Raw genomic sequence first — 22021 nt, forward strand, 5'->3', positions numbered from 1 at the left:
ATAAAAAAGATGATTACCGGAGTCTGTCCATGCCACGCCCGCTCAACAATACCGAAACCGACCTCACCGCCGACAACCTGCTGCGCCTGCCTGCCGAATTTGGCTGCCCGGTATGGGTCTACGATGCGCAGATTATCCGCGCGCAGATTGCCAAATTGCACCAGTTTGACGTGGTTCGTTTTGCCCAGAAGGCGTGCTCGAATATCCATATTCTGCGCCTGATGCGCGAGCAGGGCGTAAAGGTAGATTCGGTTTCTTTAGGTGAAATCGAACGTGCGCTGGTTGCCGGTTACGAAGCGGGTAAGGACGATATCGTCTTTACCGCCGATACCATTGATGAGGCCACGCTGACCCGCGTGCGCGAGCTGCGCATTCCGGTTAATGCCGGCTCTATCGATATGCTGGAGCAGCTTGGTCAGGTTTCCCCAGGGCACCGCGTGTGGCTGCGCGTCAACCCAGGTTTTGGTCACGGCCATAGTCAGAAAACGAATACCGGCGGCGAAAACAGCAAGCACGGGATCTGGTATAGCGACCTTCCGGCGGCGCTTGAGGTGATCCAGCGTCATCAGCTGAAGCTGGTGGGCATTCACATGCACATTGGTTCCGGCGTGGACTACGGTCATCTGGAGCAGGTGTGCGGCGCGATGGTGCGTCAGGTGATTGAGTTTGGTCAGGATCTTGAGGCGATCTCCGCGGGTGGCGGCTTATCGATCCCATACCGTGAAGGGGAAGAGGCGATCGACACCGATCACTACTTCGGTTTATGGAACGCTGCGCGCGAGCAGATTGCGAAACATCTGGGTCACCCGGTGAAGCTGGAGCTGGAGCCGGGGCGTTTCCTGGTGGCGGAATCCGGCGTGCTGGTGGCGCAGGTGCGTAGCGTGAAAGAGATGGGAAGTCGTCACTTTGTGCTGATCGACGCGGGCTTTAACGATCTGATGCGCCCGGCGATGTACGGCAGCTATCACCATATTTCCGCGCTGGCGGGCGATGGCCGTGCGCTGGACGCTGCACCGCAAATTGAAACCGTTGTGGCCGGGCCGCTGTGTGAATCGGGCGATGTCTTTACTCAACAAGAGGGCGGTAAAGTCGAAACGCGCCTGCTGCCAGCGGTAGTACCGGGGGATTATCTGGTGCTGCACGATACCGGCGCGTACGGTGCGTCGATGTCATCAAACTACAACAGCCGTCCGCTGCTGCCGGAAGTCCTGTTTGATAACGGCGTGGCGAGATTGATTCGTCGTCGTCAGACGATTGAAGAGCTGCTGGCGCTGGAGCTTATCTGAGGGAATGCCCGATGGCGCTGCGCTTATCGGGCCTACGGGGATGTAGGCCCGATAAGGCGCTTGCGCCGTTATTTGTAATATGGCCCCGTCGTCACCGAATCGCGCAATACCAGCGTGCCGGTAAACGGCGGGATCGTCTCGATCTCTTCCCCACTTGCCAGCTTAATCGCCTGATCGATAGCGGTAACGATCATATTATCGATCGGCAAGTAAACGGTTGAAAGCCCCGGCTCCAGCCACTTGGCGCTAGGCGCATCATCGAAGCCAAACAGTGAAATATCCTGTGGGATCTTAAGCCCCGCCTGATGCAGTGCTTTTGACGCACCGAGCGCCATATCGTCGTTACAGGCGAACAGCGCGCTGAACTTCACCTTCTCCTCCAGCAGCGCATTGCACATGTCATAGCCGCAGTTCATGGTGGAATCACCGTGCTTCACCTTTGCCGGGTCCCACTTGATCCCGTTTTGCTCCAGTGCCCGGCGATAGCCCTGTAAACGGGCTTTACCGGTTGGCGTGTGGATTGGAACGGTGATACAGGCGATATCGCGGTGACCCTGAGTAATCAGGTATTCGACGGCCTGAAACGCCGCATCCTGCTGTTCGAAGAAGACGCAGCGTTCGCGCGCCTGGCTGACGTCACGGTTGATAACGACCAGCGGCATCGGCGTGCTGTTGACCAGCGACATGATCGCCTTTTCGCTCATATGACGGGTGTATAGCACGATGGCATCGCACTGACGGTCGGCGAGCATCTGCACCGCCTGTTCTTCGCGCTCCGGGGTATCGTGACCGTCGGTGACGATCAGCTGCTTGCCCCAGGCTTCCGTCTGGCGGGATGCCTGCTGAAGCAGTCGACCAAAGTAGAAGCCGTCGAAGGTGGAAACCACAAGACCAATGCTGTTGCTGGTGCGGTTAGCCAGCGATCGCGCCAGGAAGTTGGGGCGATAGCCTAACTCTTCCATTGCTTTGAAAACCTGCTGACGCGTGCTCTCTTTCACCTGGCCCGTACCATTCAGCACGCGAGAAACCGTCGCTTTCGAGACCCCAGCACGTATTGAGACATCCAGCATTGTTGCCATTATTATTTCCTGAGACTTCATTTTGTTCCGCAGTTTATCACAGACATTCAGCGGCATAAGCTCTATGAAAGCGGCAAATAACCACCGGGATCACGCTTTTTAGCGCTGCCGGGTAGAATATCCACCTTGCATAAGCGAATAGTCCATAATCGACGATGCCTGATGGCCGACAACGAGACTGTGATATGAATATTCAACCGCTCTACGCTGCGCCGCAGCATGCCCTACAGGTTACCGACTGGCTCTGGGAGGCATTTGGTGATGGGCTATCTCGCGACTTTTTTGCCAGCATTATTGCGCATAGCCAGACGCCCGCCGCGCTGCCGATAACGTTTATTGCGACCGAGGGGGAGACGCTGCTCGGCACGGTCGGGCTGTGGCGATGCGACCTGATAAGCCGCCAGGATCTCTGGCCGTGGATGGCAGCGCTGTACGTAGAGGAATCGGCGCGTGGTTGTGGGCTGGCGGGGAAACTTCAGCAGTATGTCATCGACTATGCCCGTCAGCAGGGTTTTGACCAGCTTTTCCTCTATTCCGCCTGCCGGGATTTTTACGAACGCTTTGGCTGGCGGTACATCGGCGATGCGCTGGACTATCCGAACACCACCGTGCATTTATACCGCTACGACTTTACCTCTTCACCCGGTGCAATCACCGAATGACGGCGCACCAGCGTCGGGCTGAATAGGTGGGTAATATCCGGCAGCGGGCGGTTATCCGCCAGCGCCAGCGCTAGCTCCGCCGCCTGGGTTGCCATGGTGACAATCGGGTAGCGGATGGTGGTCAGACGCGGACGCACGTAGCGGGAAACCAGCACATCATCGAAACCAATCAGTGAAATCTCCTGCGGCACATCGATACCGTTATCGTTGAGCACGCCCATCGCGCCTGCAGCCATCGAATCGTTGTAGCAGGCGACGGCGGTAAACTGCTTACCGCGGCCTAACAGTTCGGTCATTGCCTGCTCGCCGCCGCTCTCGTCCGGCTCGGCGAAGGTGACCAGCCGCTCGTTACACGGCAGGCCGCTCTCTTTCAGGGCGTCGTAGTAGCCCTGCAGACGATCTTCCGCATCCGAAATGGTATGGTTCGAACAAATATAGCCGATGCGGGTATGGCCTTGCTGAATCAGATGGCGGGTAGCAAGCCATGCACCGTAGCGGTCGTCCAGCGCCACACAGCGCTTCTCAAAGCCGGGCAGAATGCGGTTTATCAACACCATGCCGGGGATCTGTTTCATTAGCCCCGCCAGTTCGGCGTCGGGAATGAGCTTGGCATGTACAACCAGCGCCGCGCAGCGGTGGCGAATGAGTTGCTCAATCGCCTGACGCTCTTTGGTTTCATTATGATAGCCGTTGCCGATCAGCAAAAAATTGCCAGTGTTGTAGGCCACCTGCTCCACGGCTTTTACCATCGCACCGAAGAAAGGGTCGGAGACATCGCCGACTACCAGACCGACGGTTTCGGTTGACTGCTGAGCCAGGGCGCGGGCGTTGGCGTTAGGGTGATAGCTGAGTGACTCCATCGCGGAAAAAACGGCCTGACGTGAGGCATCACTGGCTTTTGGGGAGTTATTGATGACGCGGGATACGGTGGCGACGGAGACGCCTGCAAGCCGGGCCACATCTTTAATTGTCGCCATAATATGCCTTAATCAAAATTCGGGGGGTAAACGCTTACACCATAACAGTGTTACGGAAATCTCCCCGCTATTCAAGGAGGGCGGTATGGCGAATTGCACAATGATGATGCAAACGTGACATTCTGTGGAAAAGTTACAGTAGCCCTGCAACGAAACGCGAGAATTCAAACGTTTGCTTACACTTTGCGAAACGCTGTTGCGAATGTCTGCTGGAGAAGGCGTTAGGCGACTTGCTAATCTGATTATCCCAGAGGTATTGATAGGTGAAGTCGCCCCACAAGGTTGACCACTTGATTACACCAACCTGCGCAGATGCGCAGGTTTTTTTTTGCCTCACGCCTGCCTGTTACAGTTCCCGACAATCGCAATACCTCGTTTCATTTCCGCTGACTCTCTTGCGCTTTTCCGCTGGTTGCAGAATGGGTAGGGCGCGACAATAGCGGTCCCAGAGGTATTGATTGGTGAATGTTTTATTGTGCGCTTTGCGTACTCATCACTTACACCGACCTGCGCAGATGCGCAGGTTTTTTTTTGCCTGTTTCCTTCCCGGACTGCTTTTCCTCAGTTTTCTCGTGTAACCTTCATGAACAAAACTATGGCAAAAGGAGTTGGTATGCTTCTCTGTTTTTTCCGACAGCTATTTAAGGTGCTCTTTCGGGTCAGGATGACGGGAAACACCGACGCGCTGAACCAGCCGAAGGTGCTGATTACCCCAAACCACGTCTCGTTCCTCGACGGCATATTATTGGCGCTGTTTCTCCCTGTTCGTCCGGTTTTTGCCGTCTATACCTCAATTTCGCAAAAATGGTTTATGCGCTGGCTGACGCCAATCATCGATTTCGTCCCGTTAGATCCGACCAAGCCAATGTCCATCAAGCACCTGGTGCGTCTGATCGAACAGGGCCGTCCGGTCGTGATATTCCCGGAAGGGCGTATTTCGGTATCCGGCTCGTTGATGAAGATTTATGACGGGGCTGCCTTTGTGGCGGCCAAATCTGGAGCGACGATTATTCCGGTGCGTATTGAAGGCGCGGAATTGACCCATTTCAGCCGCCTGAAAGGGTTGGTGAAACAGCGTCTGTTCCCGAAAATTACGCTGCATCTGCTGCCGCCAACGACGCTGCCGATGCCGGAAGCGCCGCGCGCGCGCGATCGCCGCAAAATCGCCGGCGAAATGCTGCACCAGATTATGATGGAAGCGCGCATGGCGGTCCGTCCGCGCGAAACCCTGTATGAATCTTTACTGACGGCCATGCACCGCTACGGCGAGAAAAAACCGTGCGTGGAAGACATCAACTTCCAGCCGGATAGCTACCGCAAGCTGCTGACTAAAACGCTGTTTGTGGCGCGTATTCTGGAGAAATACAGTAAGCAGGGCGAGAAAATTGGCCTGATGCTGCCGAACGCGGGCATCAGCGCAGCGGTGATTTTTGGTGCCATTGCCCGTGGGCGTATCCCGGCAATGATGAACTACACCGCGGGCGTCAAAGGGCTGACCAGCGCCATTACCGCCGCACAGATTGGCACCATTTTTACCTCTCGAACCTTTCTGGATAAAGGCAAACTCTGGCATCTGACCGAGCAGCTCACCCAGGTGCGCTGGGTGTTCCTTGAAGATTTAAAAGGTGATGTCACGACTACCGATAAGCTGTGGATCTTCTCCCGCGTGCTGATGCCGCGTCTCGCGCAGGTGCCACAGAAGCCAGAAGACCCGGCAATTGTCCTCTTTACCTCCGGTTCGGAAGGCCATCCTAAAGGGGTGGTGCACAGCCATAAAAGCATCCTGGCGAACGTGGAGCAGATTAAAACCATCGCTGACTTCACCGCCAACGACCGTTTTATGTCGGCGCTGCCGCTGTTCCACTCTTTCGGCCTGACGGTGGGGCTATTCACACCGCTGTTGACCGGCGCAGAAGTGTTCCTTTACCCAAGCCCGCTGCACTATCGCGTGGTGCCGGAGTTGGTTTATGACCGCAACTGCACCGTGCTGTTTGGGACCTCCACCTTCTTAGCCAACTACGCGCGCTTCGCCAACCCGTACGATTTCTATCGTCTACGCTATGTCGTGGCGGGGGCGGAAAAGCTGCAACAAAGCACCAAAGAGCTGTGGCAGGACAAATTTGGCCTGCGCATTCTCGAAGGCTACGGCGTGACCGAATGTGCGCCGGTGGTCTCCATCAACGTACCGATGGCGGCGAAGCCGGGTACGGTGGGGCGTATTCTGCCGGGTATGGATGCACGTTTGCTGGCGGTGCCGGGCATTGAACAGGGCGGCCGCCTGCAGCTGAAAGGGCCGAATATCATGGCGGGCTATCTGCGCGTTGAAAATCCGGGCGTGCTGGAAGTACCGACGGCGGAAAACCAGCACGGCGAGCTGGAAAACGACTGGTATGACACCGGTGATATCGTGGCCTTTGATGCGCAGGGCTTTGTGCAAATTCAGGGGCGAGCGAAGCGTTTTGCCAAAATTGCCGGCGAAATGGTATCGCTGGAAATCGTTGAGCAGCTGGCGCTGGGGGTATCGCCTGAAAAGATGCATGCCACCGCAGTGAAAACCGACGCCAGCAAAGGCGAGGCGCTGGTGCTGTTTACCACCGATAATGAACTTACCCGCGACAAACTGCTGCAGTATGCGCGGGCCCACGGCGTACCGGAGCTGGCGGTGCCGCGAGATATTCGCTGGCTGAAACAGCTGCCGCTGCTTGGTAGCGGTAAACCGGATTTCGTCACCCTTAAGAGCATGGTCGCAGAGACGGAACATCCGAATGAGTGAGTCAGTACACACTAACAATTCCCTGCTGTCGAAAGGCATGATGGCGGTGATTGTGGCCCAGTTCTTTTCGGCGTTTGGCGATAACGCGCTGCTGTTTGCCGTGCTGGCGTTGATGAAGCAGCAGTTCTACCCGGAGTGGAGCCAGCCGGTTCTGCAGATGGTGTTTGTGGGCGCTTACATCATCTTTGCCCCGTTTGTCGGCCAGGTGGCGGACAGCTTCGGGAAAGGTCGGGTGATGATGTTCGCCAACGGCCTGAAGCTTGTCGGTGCGGCGACGATTTGCGCGGGCCTGAACCCGTTTATCGGCTATACGCTGGTGGGCATTGGCGCGGCATCATACTCTCCGGCGAAGTACGGCATTCTCGGTGAAATCACTACCGGCGATAAGCTGGTGAAAGCCAACGGTTTAATGGAAGCCTCGACCATTGCCGCCATTCTGATGGGCTCTGTCGCCGGTGGCGTAGTGGCCGACTGGAGCGTGGTAGGGGCGCTGGTGCTTTGTGCGGTGGTGTACGGCGTCGCGGTGGCGGCCAACCTCTTTATTCCGAAACTGCCTGCGGCGCGTCCGGGCCAATCCTGGCGTTTTCGTCCCATGACCCACAGCTTCTTTAATGCCTGCAACGTACTGTGGCATAACGGCGAAACGCGCTTTTCTCTGCTCGGCACCAGCATGTTCTGGGGGGCTGGGGTGACGCTGCGTTTCCTGCTGGTGCTGTGGGTGCCGGTGGCTCTGGGGATTACCGATAACGCGACACCAACCTATCTGAATGCGATGGTTGCCGTCGGGATTGTGGTCGGCGCGGGGGCGGCGGCAAAGCTGGTGACGCTCGAGACCGTGGCACGCTGTATGCCTGCCGGGGTGTTGATTGGCGTAGTTGTCGCCATTTTTGCGTTCCAGCATGCGCTGCTGCCAGCTTACGCACTGCTGTTTATCATCGGTATCTGCGGTGGCTTCTTTGTGGTGCCGCTTAATGCGCTGCTGCAGGATCGCGGCAAGAAGACCGTGGGTTCGGGCAATGCGATAGCGGTACAAAACCTCGGTGAAAACAGCGCCATGCTGATTATGCTGGGGCTCTATTCATTGGCGGTGGCGGTTAATATTCCGGTGGTCGGCGTAGGGATTGGTTTTGGCGTGTTGTTTGCGCTGGCGATTATCGCGCTGTGGCTGTGGGGTAAGCGCCGTTGATGTAAACCCGGCGGCGCTTACGCCTGGCCGGGCTACCACTATCAATGTAGCCCGGGCAAGCGCAGCGACCCCGGGACTGCTCGAACTTAAGGTGCCGGGTAGGTATAAACCTGATGCACCGCTTCAATCTCCGCTAACACTTCCGCGCTTAGCTCCAGATGCAGACTTTCAACGTTGGTTTTCAGCTGCTCCATCGTCGTCGCGCCTAACAGCGTGCTGGCCACGAACGGTTGACGGCGAACGAACGCCAGCGCCATTTGTGCCGGGTCGAGGTTATGACGCTTGGCGATATCGACGTATGCCGCCACTGCCTTCTGCGTCTGCTCACCGCTATAGCGGGTAAAGCGGCTGAACAGCGTATTACGTGCGCCCGCAGGCTTCGCGCCGTTCAGGTACTTACCGGTGAGCGTCCCGAAGGCCAGGCAGGAGTAGGCCAGTAGCTCAACGCCTTCAAACTGGCTCACTTCCGCCAGCGCCACTTCGTAGCTGCGGTTCACCAGACTGTATGGGTTCTGGATGGTCACGATGCGCGGCAGGTCGTGTTTATCGGCCAGATGCAGATAGCGCATCACGCCAAACGCCGTTTCGTTCGACACGCCGATATAGCGAATCTTCCCGGCGCGCTGGTATTCGGTGAGCGCTTCCAGCGTCTCCAGCAGCGACACTACCGGTGCTGAATCAGCCCAGGTGTAGCCCAATTTGCCAAAGCAATTAGTCGGGCGCTGCGGCCAATGCACCTGGTAGAGATCGAGATAATCGGTCTGCAGGCGCGTCAGCGAGTTATGCAGCGCATCGCGAATGTTTTTACGGTCCAGCGCCTGATTAGGGCGAATGCCGCTGTCGTTGTTGCGCGACGGGCCGCTCACCTTCGAGGCGATCACCAGTTTCTCGCGGTTGCCGTGCTTCGCCAGCCAGTTACCGACATAGGTCTCGGTCAGCCCTTGGGTTTCCGGGCGCGGAGGAACGGGGTACATCTCGGCGACATCGATAAGATTGATGCCCTGACTAACGGCATAATCAAGCTGTGCATGGGCGTCGGCTTCGCTATTTTGTTCACCAAACGTCATAGTGCCCAGCCCGAGGGTGCTTATCTCAAGCGAGCTGTGGGGGATACGGTGGTACTGCATAAGCCGGCTTCCTTTTATCAACAGCGTCAGGAGAGAGTCCCGACAAAGGAATATAAAAATGGCAGAGGGGGAGAAAAAGGGAAAGCAGAAAATGAAAAAAGGCCAGCAGGCGGCTGACCTCTCTGATTATCGTTTGATAATTTGCGACACGTCGTCGCGGTTGATCTGCATTTTATTACCTTGCTGATCTTCATAGCTGATAAGCCCGGTGTCGTCATCGACTTCCGGTTTACCGTCGGTCAGGATCATCCGACCGTCTTTTGTGGCCATCACGTAATCGCTGCTACAGCCGGAAACTGCAAAGGCTAAACCTACTGCGGAAATCAACACTGCCCATTTTGTCATCGTTATCCCCTTCATCGCCGCACTCTTGATAGTCTAGTAATAACCGACCTAAGGCACAGCATAAAGCAGGAAAATCTTAAAAAAACCGGATGCAGCCCTCAATTGAGGGCTGTTGATGAACGATTAAAGGGGATTTTTCTTGCTTCGCAGCAGATTGAGGCTCTCGACCGCCATGGAGAAGAACATTGCAAAGTAGATGTAGCCTTTTGGCACATGCACATCGAAGCTCTCGAGGATCAGCGTAAAGCCAACCAGAATCAGGAACGACAGCGCCAGCATCTTCACCGATGGATGGCGTTCGACGAACTCGCCAATCGAGCGTGCGGCAAACATCATCACACACACGGCAATCACCACGGCTGCCATCATAATGAACAGATGGTCAGAGAGGCCCACGGCGGTAATGACCGAGTCGAGGCTGAAGATGATATCCAGCATCATAATCTGCACGATGGCGCCCAAAAACGAATGGACGTTCGTTTTCATGCTCTCTTCATCGCCTTCGATAGTTTCGTGGATCTCCATACTGGCTTTCCAGATAAGGAACAGCCCGCCAACCAGTAAAATCAGATCGCGAATCGAAATGGCCTGGCCGAACAGCGTAAATAGCGGCTGGGTCAACTTCACCACCCAGGCAATGGAGGCCAGCAGCGCCAGACGCATTACCATCGCCCCCATCAACCCCAGACGACGGGCATGAGCACGTTGAGCAGTAGGAAGCTTAGCCACAACCAGAGAGAGGAAAATAATATTGTCGATGCCCAGGACGATTTCCAGAATCGTCAGCGTGCCGAGCGCAAGCCAGGCATTGGGATCGGTGATCCATGCAAATAACATTAGATAAGTCCTGCCAAATAGAACAAAAGCGTTAATCGATGTACGTTGATGTGCTTCCCCGCAACCGCCGTTGGCACCAGGCTCATCCTTTGAAACGAAGACTATCGCTCAGAGAAGGAGCAAAGGCGTACCAGCGAGCATGTTGCGTGCAGCAGGGAGGAGTATAAGCCCGCAGCGCGGCAGGACAAAAAAATTAATCGGTGCGTAACATAAAGTGGCGTGCCAACAGGGCGGCGGTGAAGTTCTTTTTGAGATAAAAACCGCGCGGCAGCGTCATTATCGGCTCTCCCTGCGCGCCGATAGCTTCGGTCAGCGCTTTACTGTTGGCGGCCTTCGGCCTGAGCTGGAGCACCTCGCCGTGACGAGCGGTAATGCGTTCTACCTGACCGAGCACGATCAGATCCATCAGTTCTTCCCAGTCCATCTGCAGCTGATGCTCTTCCTCGGCGCTTGGCGTCCACAGCAGCGGTGCGCCTACCCGACGTTCAGCCAGCGGAATAGCACGATCGCCTTCGACTGGGATCCACAGCACGCGTTTGAGCTTGTGGCGCACGTGGCTGTTCTCCCAGGTGACGCCTGAGTTGCCGGTCAGCGGCGCGACGCAGACGAAGGTGGTCTCCAGCGGGCGCCCTTGCGCATCGATCGGAATGGTTTTCAGCTCCACCCCCAACGCGGCAAAATCCTGCTCGGGCTTGCTGCCGGCGCTGGCTCCTAGCCAGATCTCCAGCAGCACGCCAATCCATCCTTTATCGCGCTTTAAATCTTTCGGCGCCACGATACCGGCCATCGCTGCCAGCTCTCCCAACGAATAGCCCGCCAGACGCTGCGCCTGAGCAAGCAGCTCAGCCTGGGTTTTAGGCGATTCGGGAAGCGGTGCGAGGGTGGACATGATGATGCGCCTTTTGGTGAAAAAATGAACGACAAATTAACCGGGTGTGGATAGAGTTTAACTTTTTCTGAGTAAATATGACAAGGTGATGATTATCATCGTTTTTTTACGCATAAATTACGCAAAAAAATCAGCTGAAAAAAGGTTTTCCAAATCTGGTCACTGACAATGAACAGGATCTTACACCATGTTATCCACAGAAAAGTGGGATAACTGGGGAAAAGCCTGACTACTGTTTCAATTTACAGCCTTGACGTGCGACGAAAATCGAATTTTCGCACAAAAGATGCCTAAGATGTTTGCACAATCTGTGGATAAAACCAACGTTGTTCGATCTTTCATCAATTGAAGGATCGCCTATGTGATGATCGTCACGTTATGCGCTAATACATCAAGATTAACTATAATAACATAATGAAAAATATCATTTTACTGAGCGTGGTCGGCGTGCGATTATTCGGAGTACTCCGGGTTTTCCCTGGGTAATTCCGTACTTCTTCACAACTCTATCCACAGAAAAAGTGAATAAAATCGCTGACCAGCACGGTTCTCTGTTTATAACTCTGATGATTACTGTGAGTTATTCAAATGTTATTCGTTGGTAGAGGCGTAATAGAGTGGTTTACCGTTTCCAGCGAGTGTGAAACAATCATTCACATTGAAGCTTATTTTGAGGTAGTCCGGTGATTGATGACGATGGCTACCGCCCGAACGTTGGTATTGTAATTTGCAATCGTCAGGGTCAGGTAATGTGGGCCCGGCGCTATGGTCAGCACTCCTGGCAATTTCCCCAAGGGGGCATAAACCCCGGTGAGACAGCAGAACAGGCGATGTATCGGGAACTGTTCGAAGAAGTTGGATTAAGCCGCAAGGATGTGCGGATCCTCGCTTCGACCCGAAACTGGTTGCGTTACAAGTTGCCAAAACGTTTGGTGCGTTGGGACACTAAGCCGGTGTGTATCGGCCAGAAACAAAAGTGGTTTCTCTTGCAGTTGATCGGCAATGACGCGGATATCAATATGCAGACCAGCAGCACGCCAGAGTTCGATGGTTGGCGCTGGGTGAGTTACTGGTATCCGGTGCGTCAGGTCGTCTCGTTTAAACGCGACGTCTACCGCCGGGTGATGAAAGAGTTCGCCAGTGTAGTGATGGCGCTTGCGGAGAGCGCGCCAAAGCCGCAAAGCGCGCCTGCTTATCGACGCAAAAGAGGTTAAGCCACGCATATTATGCTCACGCGCTTACGCGAAATTGTTGAGAAGGTCGCGAGTGCGCCTCGTCTGAACGAGGCGCTGGATATTCTGGTTACCGATGTCTGCCAGGCGATGGAGACGGAGGTTTGCTCGGTCTATCTCGCCGACAACGATCGACGCTGCTTTTACCTGATGGCGACCCGCGGGCTGAAAAAGCCTCGCGGTCGTACCATTACGCTCGCCTTTGATGAAGGTATCGTTGGCCTGGTTGGCCGACTGGCTGAACCCATCAACCTTGCCGACGCGCAAAAACACCCCAGCTACAAATACATCCCCTCAGTAAAAGAAGAGCGCTTCCGCGCCTTTCTCGGCGTGCCGATTATTCAGCGTCGCCAACTGCTGGGCGTACTGGTGGTTCAGCAGCGCGAACTGCGTCAGTTCGACGAAAGCGAAGAGTCATTCCTGGTGACGCTCGCCACCCAGATGGCGGCGATCCTCTCCCAATCTCAGCTGACGGCGCTGTTTGGTCAGTACCGCCAGACGCGTATTCGCGCGCTTCCTGCTTCACCAGGCGTGGCGATTGCCGAGGGCTGGATGGACGCCACCCTGCCGTTGATGGAGCAGGTTTACGAAGCGTCATCGCTGGATACCGCGCTTGAGCGCGAGCGTTTAACCGCCGCGCTGGAAGAGGCGGCGAACGAGTTTCGCCGTTACAGCAAACGCTATGCCGCCGGGGCGCAAAAAGAGACGGCGGCGATTTTCGACCTCTATTCACACCTGCTCTCTGATGCCAGCCTGCGCCGCGAACTGTTCGCGGAAGTTGATAAAGGCTCGGTGGCCGAATGGGCGGTGAAAAAAATTATTGAGAAGTTCGCCGAACAGTTTGCCGCCCTGAGCGACGGCTATCTGAAAGAGCGAGCGGGCGATCTGCGTACGCTCGGGCAGCGTCTGCTGTTCCACCTCGATGACACCACGCAGGGCGCAAACGGCTGGCCCGCGCGGTTTGTGCTGGTGGCTGACGAACTTTCTGCCGCTACGCTTGCGGAAGTGCCACAGGATCGTTTAGCTGGCGTGGTCGTTCGTGATGGCGCCGCCAACTCCCACGCGGCAATCATGGTACGCGCGCTGGGCATTCCAACGGTGATGGGGGCAGACATTCAGCCGGCGATCCTTCATGGGCGCACGCTGGTGGTGGATGGCTATCGCGGTGAACTGCTGGTTGATCCTGAACAGATTCTGGTGCAGGAATACCAACGCCTTATTAGCGAAGAGAACGAACTTAGCCGCCTGGCGGAAGGGGACGTTGAACGCCCGGCAGAGCTGAAAAGCGGCGAGCGCGTCAAGGTGATGCTCAACGCTGGTCTAAGCCCGGAGCATGAGCAGAAACTGGGGCGTCGCATTGACGGCATTGGCCTCTATCGCACCGAAATTCCGTTTATGCTGCAAAGCGGCTTCCCGTCGGAGGAAGAGCAGGTGGCGCAGTATCAGGGCATGTTGCAGATGTTCAACGACAAGCCGGTGACGCTGCGTACGCTTGACGTTGGCGCGGATAAACAGCTGCCGTACATGCCGATCAGCGAAGAGAACCCGTGCCTTGGCTGGCGTGGGATCCGCATCACGCTCGATCAGCCAGAGATCTTCCTGATCCAGGTGCGTGCGATGCTGCGCGCCAATGCGGCAACCGGCAATCTAAGCATTTTGCTGCCGATGATCACCAATCTTGAAGAAGTGGACGAAGCCCGCCGCCTGATTGACCGCGCCGGTCGCGAAGTGGAAGAGATGATCGGCTATGCGATCCCAAAACCACGTATCGGGATCATGCTGGAAGTGCCGTCGATGATCTTTATGCTGCCAAATCTGGCAAACCGCGTCGATTTCATCTCGGTGGGCACCAACGACCTGACCCAGTACGTGCTGGCGGTTGACCGCAACAACACGCGCGTTGCCAGCATGTATGACAGCCTGCACCCAGGCATGATTCGGGTGCTGTCGATGATTGTTCAGGAAGCTGACCGCTATGGCATTGATTTACGCCTGTGCGGCGAAATGGCGGGCGACCCAATGTGCGTCACTATTCTGGTGGGCCTCGGCTTCCGTCATCTGTCGATGAACGGCCGCTCGGTGCCGCGCGTGAAGTATCTGCTGCGCAATATCGATCTCGAAGATGCCGAAACCCTGGCGCGCCGCAGTCTTGAAGCACAGATGGCGACCGAAGTGCGCCATCAGGTGGCAGCCTTTATGGAACGTCGCTGCCTCGGTGGCCTGATTCGCGGCGGCCTGTAGGCAGCCCGGTGCGCATTGCCGGATGGCGCTACGCTTATCCGGCCTACATTCTGCACCACCTCGTAGCCCGGCCGAGCGAAGCGACGCCGGGATCGCCCGTAGCCTCCCGTTTATACATATCTTTTACATCTTCTCCGCATCATCTCTCATCTCCCCTGTGCTATCATTCGCACCTTTGGAGCGCCTGAAGCTTCCGGCGCGCGTCTCTACCGCTGTCCACTTTCGGCGGAATAACAAGCATTTGTGGTGACAGATGAATAGTGGTTATCTGCGTTTCCCGGACTTTGATCCGGTAATTTTCTCCATCGGACCGGTTTCCCTGCATTGGTACGGCATGATGTACCTTGTGGGCTTTATCTTTGCCATGTGGCTGGCGACGCGTCGTGCGAACCGCCCAAACAGCGGCTGGACCAAGAACGAAGTTGAAAACCTGCTGTATGCGGGCTTCCTCGGGGTATTCCTCGGCGGGCGCATCGGCTACGTAATGTTCTACAACTTCGACTCCTTCCTGCAGGATCCGCTCTATCTGTTCCGCGTCTGGGACGGTGGGATGTCCTTCCACGGCGGCCTGATTGGCGTGATCGTGGTGATGATTATCTTCGCCAAACGTACCAAGCGTACCTTCTTCCAGGTATCCGACTTCATCGCACCGCTGATACCGTTTGGTCTGGGCTGTGGTCGTCTGGGGAACTTTATCAACGGCGAACTGTGGGGCCGCGTCGACCCGAGCTTCCACTACACCATGCTGTTCCCAGGCTCCCGTGCGGAAGATCTGGCGCTGCTGCCGTCTCACCCGGAATGGCAAACGCTGTTTGATACCTACGGCTCGCTGCCGCGCCATGCGTCCCAGCTGTATGAACTGGCGCTGGAAGGCGTGGTGCTGTTCCTGATCCTGAACTTCTTTATCCGTAAACCACGCCCGGCGGGCTCGGTCTCCGGTCTGTTCCTGATTGGCTACGGTCTGTTCCGCATCATCTCTGAATTCTTCCGCCAGCCGGACGCGCAGTTCACCGGCGAGTGGGTGCAGTACATCAGCATGGGGCAGATTCTTTCGATTCCGATGGTGCTTGCGGGTATCATTATGATGGTCTGGGCGTTTCGCCGTCCGCAGCAACAGATCTCCTGAGGAAGCATGAAACAGTATCTTGAACTGATGCAGAAGGTGCTCGATGAGGGCACCCAGAAAAACGACCGTACCGGTACCGGTACCGTCTCCATTTTCGGCCACCAGATGCGCTTTAACCTGCAAGAAGGTTTCCCGCTGGTGACGACCAAGCGCTGCCATCTACGCTCCATCATCCACGAACTGCTGTGGTTCCTGCAGGGCGACACCAACGTTGCCTACCTGCACGAAAACAACGTCAGCATCTGGGATGAATGGGCCGATGAGAACGGCAACCTGGGGCCGGTTTACGGCAAGCAGTGGCGCGCCTGGCCAACGCCTGATGGCCGCCATATCGACCAGATCACCACCGTGATGAACCAGCTGAAAAACGATCCGGATTCACGCCGTATCATCGTTTCCGCATGGAACGTCGGTGAACTGGACAAGATGGCGCTGGCGCCGTGCCATGCGTTTTTCCAGTTCTATGTGGCTGACGGCAAGCTCTCTTGCCAGCTCTATCAGCGCTCCTGCGACGTGTTCCTCGGCCTGCCGTTCAACATCGCCAGCTATGCGCTGCTGGTGCATATGATGGCGCAGCAGTGCGATCTGGAAGTGGGCGATTTTGTCTGGACCGGCGGGGATACCCACCTGTACAGCAACCATATGGAACAGACCGCCCTGCAGCTGACCCGCGAACCGCGTGCGCTGCCGAAGCTGGTGATTAAACGTAAGCCTGAGTCTATCTTCGACTACCGCTTTGATGACTTTGAAATCGAAGGCTACGACCCGCACCCGGGTATTAAAGCGCCAGTGGCGATTTAATCTCACGGTCATGAAAAACCGGTACTTAGGTGCCGGTTTTTTTATGCGTGGTCAATGGCACTCCTGGCACCATCAATCCCCCGTTTTGCAAAGCACTTTCCACGTTTCCCCCCGCGTTGCTGTAAACCACTATTTTCCCCTGAAGACGGCTCGTAAAAGCTAAACCCCAGCCTCGTGCCCCATTGAAGCGCGCGCCATACTGCCCGCCATGAACAAAAGAGAACGGGGCTATACCCTCATTGAAACCCTGGTGGCGTTGACGCTGGTGCTTATTCTCAGCGCCACCGGCCTGTACGGCTGGCACCGCTGGCAGCAGTCGCAGCGGCTATGGCAAACCGCTAGCGAACTGCGCGGCTACCTGATGGCGATGCGCAGCGATGCCCACTGGCATAACCGCGATCGCCTCTTCCGGCTGCACCGCCACGAAAGCGGCTGGTGCGTGGTGGCCGATGAGACCGTTCTGACAGGCTGCCCAACGGGTAACCCCGCCGTATTTCATCCGATGTGGGCGGAGGTGAGCGTCAGCCATATCACGCCTAACCTGGCCTTTTTTGGCCTGCGCAATACTGCATGGGCGGGCAACGTAACGCTGGTTAGCGACGCGGGTCGCTGGACGGTGGTTATCTCAAACGGGGGGCGAGTGCGGCTATGCGAAGGAGGAGCGTGTTGATGCGCGGGTTTTCGCTACTGGAAGTGCTGATTGCGATGGCGATTAGCAGCGTATTACTGCTGGGTGCTTCTCGCTTCCAGCCCGCGCTGCAGCGGGGAATATTCCTGCAAATGCGTCAGCAAACGCTGGAGGATGGCCTCTGGCAGAGCGTCTATACGGTCGCGAAGCATCTTCAGCGCGCGGGCTACTGCGGTGGCGATAGCTGTCAGGGCGAAGCGCTGACGATTGCAGATGAAGGACAGTGCGTTATTGCCCGCTGGGATGGCAACAGTAACGGCCTCTGGGAAATGTCGCCGACGGAGAACGCCGATAGCATTGGCTTTCGCCTGAATTCCGGCGTGCTGGAGACGCTGCGCGGGGCGAAAGCCTGTAGCGGCAGCGGCTGGGATAAAATGACCGACCCGGCAACGGCGACCGTCACGGTTTTTCAGGTGTCGCGGCAGGCCATCAGCGGGTTTGCGCCGGAGCTGTTGATTAGCTTATCGGCCACGGCGGCGAGCGGCGCCACCGCCAGCGCGCAGTATGGCGTCACGGGATACAACCTGTGAATCGCCAACGCGGGGTTTCATCGCTGGCGATGGCGCTGATGCTGCTGGTTACCGGTAGCCTGATGCTGCAAGGGCTGAACCAGGCGCTGCGGCAGCAAACGGCGAATGTTAGTGCAGAAAGTCGGGCGCTTCAGCGCACCGCGGAGGTTCATACGGCGTTACAGTGGGGGAAAGCCCAGAACTGGGTGGAGGAGGCCGGGGCGCAATGCCTGGTGCACGGCGATTTAACGCGGGTTTGCCTGCGGCTCTTCGATGACGGCACGCTGCTTCTGGTGGCCAAAAATGAGGCGTTTATGCTCTGGCAATCGGGACGCTGGGCGGTGGGGAATATTCGGTTTTCCGCGCATGGCTGGAGCGATTTTTGCCCGTTGAAGGAGGTGGCGCGATGCCAGATACCCTGAAAATGCGAGGCTTTAGCCTGCCGGAAGTGGTGCTGGCCATGTTTCTGATGATCTGCGTCGTCACGGCGCTCGGCGGCTATTATCGCGTGCTGGCAACCAGCAGCCTTGAGCTTAATCAGTACCGGCAGATGTGGCGCTATGCCTGGGGGCAAACGCAGCAGCAGGCACAGGCGCTGCCTGCTGGCTGGACGAGTCAGCGGGGACAGACATCGTCACAACGTTGTGTCAGCATCAATGCTACTATTACCACCCCAATGGGTAAGCAGGGGCGCATGTCCCGCCTGCATTGCCCGGTCAGTCAGTAGTCAGGAGCGAATATGTTAAGGGTCTACCACTCCAATCGTCTGGACGTGCTGGAAGCATTGATGGAGTTCATCGTTGAGCAGGACCGCCTGGCGGACCCTTTCGAGCCTGAAATGATCCTCGTGCAAAGTACCGGTATGGCGCAGTGGCTGCAGATGACGTTGTCCCAGCGCTTTGGCATTGCTGCGAATATCGACTTCCCGCTGCCCGCGAGCTTTATCTGGGACATGTTTACCCGCGTGCTGCCCGAAATCCCCGGTGAGAGCGCCTTTAACAAACAGAGCATGAGCTGGAAGCTGATGACCCTGCTGCCGGGCATGCTGGATGATGAAGCCTTCGCGCCGCTGCGCCACTATCTGACTGACGATGCCGACAAGCGCAAGCTGTTTCAGCTGGCCTCCCGCGTCGCTGACCTCTACGACCAATACCTGGTCTACCGCCCTCAATGGCTGACGGAATGGGAAGCCGGAAGGTTAGTCGACGGCGTGGGCGAGGCGCAGGTGTGGCAAGCGCCGCTGTGGAAAGCGCTGGTAGAGCATACTGCCGCGCTGGGCCAGCCGCTGTGGCATCGCGCCAATCTGTATCAGCGTTTTATCGACACCCTGGAAAAGAGCAACGATCGGCCTGCAGGCCTGCCGGCCCGCGTCTTTATCTGCGGGATCTCCGCGCTGCCGCCGGTTTATCTGCACGCGCTACAGGCGCTGGGCAAACACGTCGATATCTACGTGTTGTTCACCAACCCGTGCCGCTACTACTGGGGCGATATTAAAGACCCGGCGTTTCTGGCCCGCTTGATGGCGCGCCAGCGTCGTCACTATCGCGAGCAGCGTGAACTGCCGCTGTTCCAGGATGCCAGCCACGCGCCGGGGCTGTTTAACGACGATGGCGAACAGGACGTCGGCAACCCGATGCTTGCCTCCTGGGGCAAGCTGGGACGCGACTATATCTACCTGCTGGCGGGGCTTGAGCGCTATCAGGAGTTGGATGCGTTTGTCGATATCGAACCCGACAACCTGTTACACAACCTTCAGTACGACGTACTGGAGCTGAAAAACTCCGCTGTGGCCGGGCGCACCGCTGAAGAGTTTGCCCACAGCGGCGACAAGCGCCCGCTGGTGCGAGATGACCGTAGCCTGACCGTCCACGTTTGCCATAGTCCACAGCGCGAAGTTGAAGTGCTGCACGACCGCCTGCTGGCGATGCTGGAGGCCGACCCAACCCTGACGCCGCGCGACATTATTGTCATGGTGGCGGATATCGACAGCTACAGCCCGTTTATTCAGGCCGTGTTCGGCAGCGCCACCGGTGAACGCTATCTGCCGTACGCCATTTCGGACCGTCGCGCCCGCCAGGCTCACCCGGCGATGCAGGCGTTTATCACCCTGCTGTCACTCCCTGATAGCCGCTTTACCAGTGAAGACGTGCTGGCACTGCTTGATGTGCCTGTGCTGGCGGCGCGCTTTAACATTGATGAGGCGGGCCTGCTTCATCTGCGGCAATGGGTTAGCGAGTCCGGCGTGCGCTGGGGGATGGACGACGATAACGTCCGTGAAATGGACCTACCGGCTACCGGGCAGCATACCTGGCGCTTTGGCCTCACGCGAATGCTGCTGGGCTACGCGATGGAGAGCGAGCAGGGCGAATGGCAGGAGGTGCTGCCGTATGATGAGTCCAGCGGCCTGATTGCCGAACTGGTGGGGCACCTGGCCTCGCTGCTGATGCAGCTTAACCGCTGGCGACAGGTGCTAACGCAGGCGCGCTCGCTGGAAGAATGGCTGCCGGTGTGCCGTGAGATGCTGAACGACTTCTTCTTGCCCGATCAGGACACGGAAGCCGCTCTGGCGTTGATTGAGCAGCAGTGGCAGGCAATTATCGCGCAGGGCGTGCAGTCGCAGTACGCCGGAGAGGTGCCGCTGACGCTGTTGCGCGACGAGCTGGCGCAGCGCCTCGATCAGGAACGCATCAGCCAGCGCTTCCTGGCGGGGCCAATCAATATTTGTACTCTGATGCCGATGCGTTCGATCCCGTTCAAAGTGGTATGTCTGCTAGGCATGAACGACGGTATTTATCCACGCGCATTAGCCCCGCTCGGCTTTGACCTGATGAGCCAGAAACCGGTACGCGGCGACCGAAGCCGCCGCGACGATGACCGCTATCTGTTCCTTGAAGCGATGATGTCGGCGGAAAAAGCGCTCTATATCAGCTATATCGGCCGCTCCATTCAGGATAACAGCGAACGCTACCCGTCGGTGCTGGTACAGGAACTGATGGACTATATCGGCCAGAGCCACTGCATGGAGGGCGACGAAGAGCTCAACTGTGACGAAAGCGAGCAGCGAGTGAAGCGTCACGTGATGCATCTGCACCCGCGTATGCCGTTTGATGCCGACAACTACAAAGCCGGCGAGCAGCAAAGCTATGCCCAGGAGTGGCTGGCGGCAGCTAGCCAGCAGGGCGAAGCGCATTCCGACTTTATCCAGCCGCTGGAACCACTCGCATTGACCACGCTGCCGCTCGAACAGCTTCAGCGCTTCTGGGCGCACCCGGTGCGTGCCTTTTTCCAGATGCGCCTACAGGTCAATTTCCGTAACGAAGAGAGCGATATTCCCGATACCGAGCCGTTTACCCTGGAAGGATTAACGCGCTACCAGCTCAACCAGCAGTTGTTGAACGCTCTGATAGAGCAGCAGGATGCCGGTCTGATGTATCGCCGCTATCGTGCCGCCGGTGAACTACCTTACGGCCCGTTTGGTGAAATAGCCTGGGAGGCACAGCATCAGGAGATGAGCGCACTGGCGGGCCGGGTGATTGAATACCGACGTAGCGGGCGGAGTATGGAGATCGATCTGGACTGTGACGGGGTGAATATCACCGGCTGGCTGCCGCAGGTGCAGGAAAACGGACTGCTGCGCTGGCGGCCTTCGCTGCTCAGCGTTTCACAAGGGATGCAACTTTGGCTGGAACACCTTGTCTACTGTGCTAGCGGCGGAACGGGTGAAAGTCGCCTGCTGCTGCGCAAAGACGGGGAGTGGTGCTTCCCGCCGCTGGCAGCTGAGGAGGCCAAAGCCTATCTGTCACAGTTGGTCGCTGGTTATCGTAAGGGGATGTGTCAGCCGTTGCTGTTCCTGCCGGAGAGCGGCGGCGCATGGATAAAAGCCTGTTACGATGCCGAAAATGATGCCATCTTAGAAGACGAAGACTCGCTGCAGAAAGCGCGCAGCAAGTTTTTACAGGCTTACGAAGGCAACATGGTGGTTAGCGGCGAAGGGGCCGACGTCTGGTATCAGCGTTTATGGCGTACCCTGGAACCTGCGCAGTATGACGCGATTATCGCGCAGACGACGCCGTATCTGCTGCCCGTATTTCGGTTTAACCAGTCATCCTGACTGTATAAAAATTGCGCAAGTTAATCGGTTCATTTACTATGCGCACAAGTCACGGACTGATGAGTGGCAGCAGACGAAGCGGTAAGCTGAGGCTGAAACTGCCCACAAGAGCATGCTGGTTTTTGAAGTATCTGTTAATGGTGAGGTCCGTG

The 22021-nt window shown here is 56.9% G+C and carries 19 protein-coding genes and 1 pseudogene; 13 read left to right on the top strand and 7 right to left on the bottom strand.

The window, feature by feature from the left end:
* The first annotated feature begins 29 nt into the window (after positions 1-29).
* The gene (gene lysA / locus V6940_RS16730) at positions 30-1286 is read left to right on the top strand and encodes a diaminopimelate decarboxylase (RefSeq protein WP_333496600.1); all 1257 of its coding nucleotides are present in this window, start codon (positions 30-32) and stop codon (positions 1284-1286) included.
* A 68-nt stretch (positions 1287-1354) separates the two neighbouring features.
* On the opposite strand, the gene V6940_RS16735 is transcribed toward lysA, so the two are convergent.
* Entirely contained in the window at positions 1355-2356 is a 1002-nt protein-coding gene (locus tag V6940_RS16735; protein WP_185668074.1) for a LacI family DNA-binding transcriptional regulator, read from the bottom strand.
* Positions 2357-2550: 194 nt separating this feature from the next.
* Here V6940_RS16735 and V6940_RS16740 point away from each other — a divergent pair, with 194 nt between their 5' ends.
* Positions 2551-3027: a GNAT family N-acetyltransferase gene (locus V6940_RS16740; protein WP_333496601.1), complete on the top strand. Its 477-nt coding sequence runs from the start codon at positions 2551-2553 to the stop codon at positions 3025-3027.
* On the opposite strand, the gene galR is transcribed toward V6940_RS16740, so the two are convergent.
* The gene (gene galR / locus V6940_RS16745; RefSeq protein ID WP_333496602.1) at positions 2988-4004 is read right to left on the bottom strand and encodes an HTH-type transcriptional regulator GalR; all 1017 of its coding nucleotides are present in this window, start codon (positions 4002-4004) and stop codon (positions 2988-2990) included. The two genes, V6940_RS16740 and galR, sit on opposite strands and share 40 nt — an antisense overlap.
* A 613-nt stretch (positions 4005-4617) precedes the next feature.
* On the opposite strand from galR, the gene aas reads away from it, so the two are divergent.
* Both aas and lplT read left to right on the top strand, forming a co-directional pair.
* A complete protein-coding gene (gene aas, locus V6940_RS16750; protein ID WP_333496603.1) occupies positions 4618-6777 on the top strand; it encodes a bifunctional acyl-ACP--phospholipid O-acyltransferase/long-chain-fatty-acid--ACP ligase in 2160 nt (719 codons plus the stop codon).
* Positions 6770-7963: a lysophospholipid transporter LplT gene (gene lplT, locus V6940_RS16755; RefSeq protein ID WP_333496604.1), complete on the top strand. Its 1194-nt coding sequence runs from the start codon at positions 6770-6772 to the stop codon at positions 7961-7963. The genes aas and lplT overlap by 8 nt, the downstream gene beginning before the upstream one ends.
* Before the next feature lie 86 nt (positions 7964-8049).
* On the opposite strand, the gene V6940_RS16760 is transcribed toward lplT, so the two are convergent.
* From V6940_RS16760 to V6940_RS16780, 5 genes and pseudogenes are all read right to left on the bottom strand, one after another.
* Positions 8050-9090 carry an NADP(H)-dependent aldo-keto reductase gene (locus V6940_RS16760; protein ID WP_185667946.1) on the bottom strand — a complete coding sequence of 347 codons (1041 nt, stop codon included), beginning with the start codon at positions 9088-9090 and terminating at the stop codon, positions 8050-8052.
* A gap of 126 nt (positions 9091-9216) precedes the next feature.
* Positions 9217-9435 carry a YgdI/YgdR family lipoprotein gene (locus V6940_RS16765; protein WP_035893968.1) on the bottom strand — a complete coding sequence of 73 codons (219 nt, stop codon included), beginning with the start codon at positions 9433-9435 and terminating at the stop codon, positions 9217-9219.
* A gap of 123 nt (positions 9436-9558) precedes the next feature.
* The gene (locus tag V6940_RS16770) at positions 9559-10272 is read right to left on the bottom strand and encodes a TerC family protein (protein ID WP_333496605.1); all 714 of its coding nucleotides are present in this window, start codon (positions 10270-10272) and stop codon (positions 9559-9561) included.
* A gap of 193 nt (positions 10273-10465) precedes the next feature.
* Positions 10466-11161, bottom strand: coding sequence for a DNA mismatch repair endonuclease MutH (gene mutH / locus V6940_RS16775; protein ID WP_185667948.1), 696 nt, complete (start codon positions 11159-11161; stop codon positions 10466-10468).
* A gap of 143 nt (positions 11162-11304) precedes the next feature.
* A pseudogene (locus V6940_RS16780) lies at positions 11305-11403 on the bottom strand (hypothetical protein); the annotation flags it as partial.
* A 441-nt stretch (positions 11404-11844) separates the two neighbouring features.
* Here V6940_RS16780 and rppH point away from each other — a divergent pair.
* From rppH to recC, 9 genes are all read left to right on the top strand, one after another.
* Positions 11845-12375 carry an RNA pyrophosphohydrolase gene (rppH, locus tag V6940_RS16785; protein ID WP_035893962.1) on the top strand — a complete coding sequence of 177 codons (531 nt, stop codon included), beginning with the start codon at positions 11845-11847 and terminating at the stop codon, positions 12373-12375.
* Positions 12376-12387: 12 nt separating this feature from the next.
* The gene (gene ptsP / locus V6940_RS16790) at positions 12388-14634 is read left to right on the top strand and encodes a phosphoenolpyruvate--protein phosphotransferase (protein ID WP_333496606.1); all 2247 of its coding nucleotides are present in this window, start codon (positions 12388-12390) and stop codon (positions 14632-14634) included.
* 253 nt (positions 14635-14887) lie between these two features.
* Entirely contained in the window at positions 14888-15760 is an 873-nt protein-coding gene (gene lgt / locus V6940_RS16795; protein WP_185667950.1) for a prolipoprotein diacylglyceryl transferase, read from the top strand.
* 6 nt (positions 15761-15766) lie between these two features.
* On the top strand, positions 15767-16561 hold the full coding sequence (thyA, locus tag V6940_RS16800; protein ID WP_123650647.1) for a thymidylate synthase: 795 nt from the start codon (positions 15767-15769) through the stop codon (positions 16559-16561).
* A gap of 208 nt (positions 16562-16769) precedes the next feature.
* A complete protein-coding gene (locus V6940_RS16805) occupies positions 16770-17231 on the top strand; it encodes a prepilin peptidase-dependent protein (protein ID WP_333496607.1) in 462 nt (153 codons plus the stop codon).
* The gene (locus V6940_RS16810) at positions 17231-17779 is read left to right on the top strand and encodes a prepilin peptidase-dependent protein (RefSeq protein WP_333496608.1); all 549 of its coding nucleotides are present in this window, start codon (positions 17231-17233) and stop codon (positions 17777-17779) included. Before V6940_RS16805 ends, V6940_RS16810 begins: the two co-directional genes overlap by 1 nt.
* Positions 17776-18180, top strand: a complete 405-nt coding sequence (locus tag V6940_RS16815) for a DUF2509 family protein (RefSeq protein ID WP_333496609.1) — start codon at positions 17776-17778, stop codon at positions 18178-18180. The genes V6940_RS16810 and V6940_RS16815 overlap by 4 nt, the downstream gene beginning before the upstream one ends.
* A complete protein-coding gene (locus V6940_RS16820) occupies positions 18165-18485 on the top strand; it encodes a prepilin-type N-terminal cleavage/methylation domain-containing protein (RefSeq protein ID WP_333496610.1) in 321 nt (106 codons plus the stop codon). Before V6940_RS16815 ends, V6940_RS16820 begins: the two co-directional genes overlap by 16 nt.
* A gap of 12 nt (positions 18486-18497) precedes the next feature.
* Entirely contained in the window at positions 18498-21869 is a 3372-nt protein-coding gene (gene recC, locus V6940_RS16825; protein ID WP_333496611.1) for an exodeoxyribonuclease V subunit gamma, read from the top strand.
* Positions 21870-22021: the final 152 nt, after the last annotated feature.

It is taken from the genome of Kluyvera sp. CHPC 1.251, from assembly GCF_036759945.1.
Taxonomy (GTDB): Bacteria; Pseudomonadota; Gammaproteobacteria; order Enterobacterales; family Enterobacteriaceae; genus Kluyvera; species Kluyvera sichuanensis.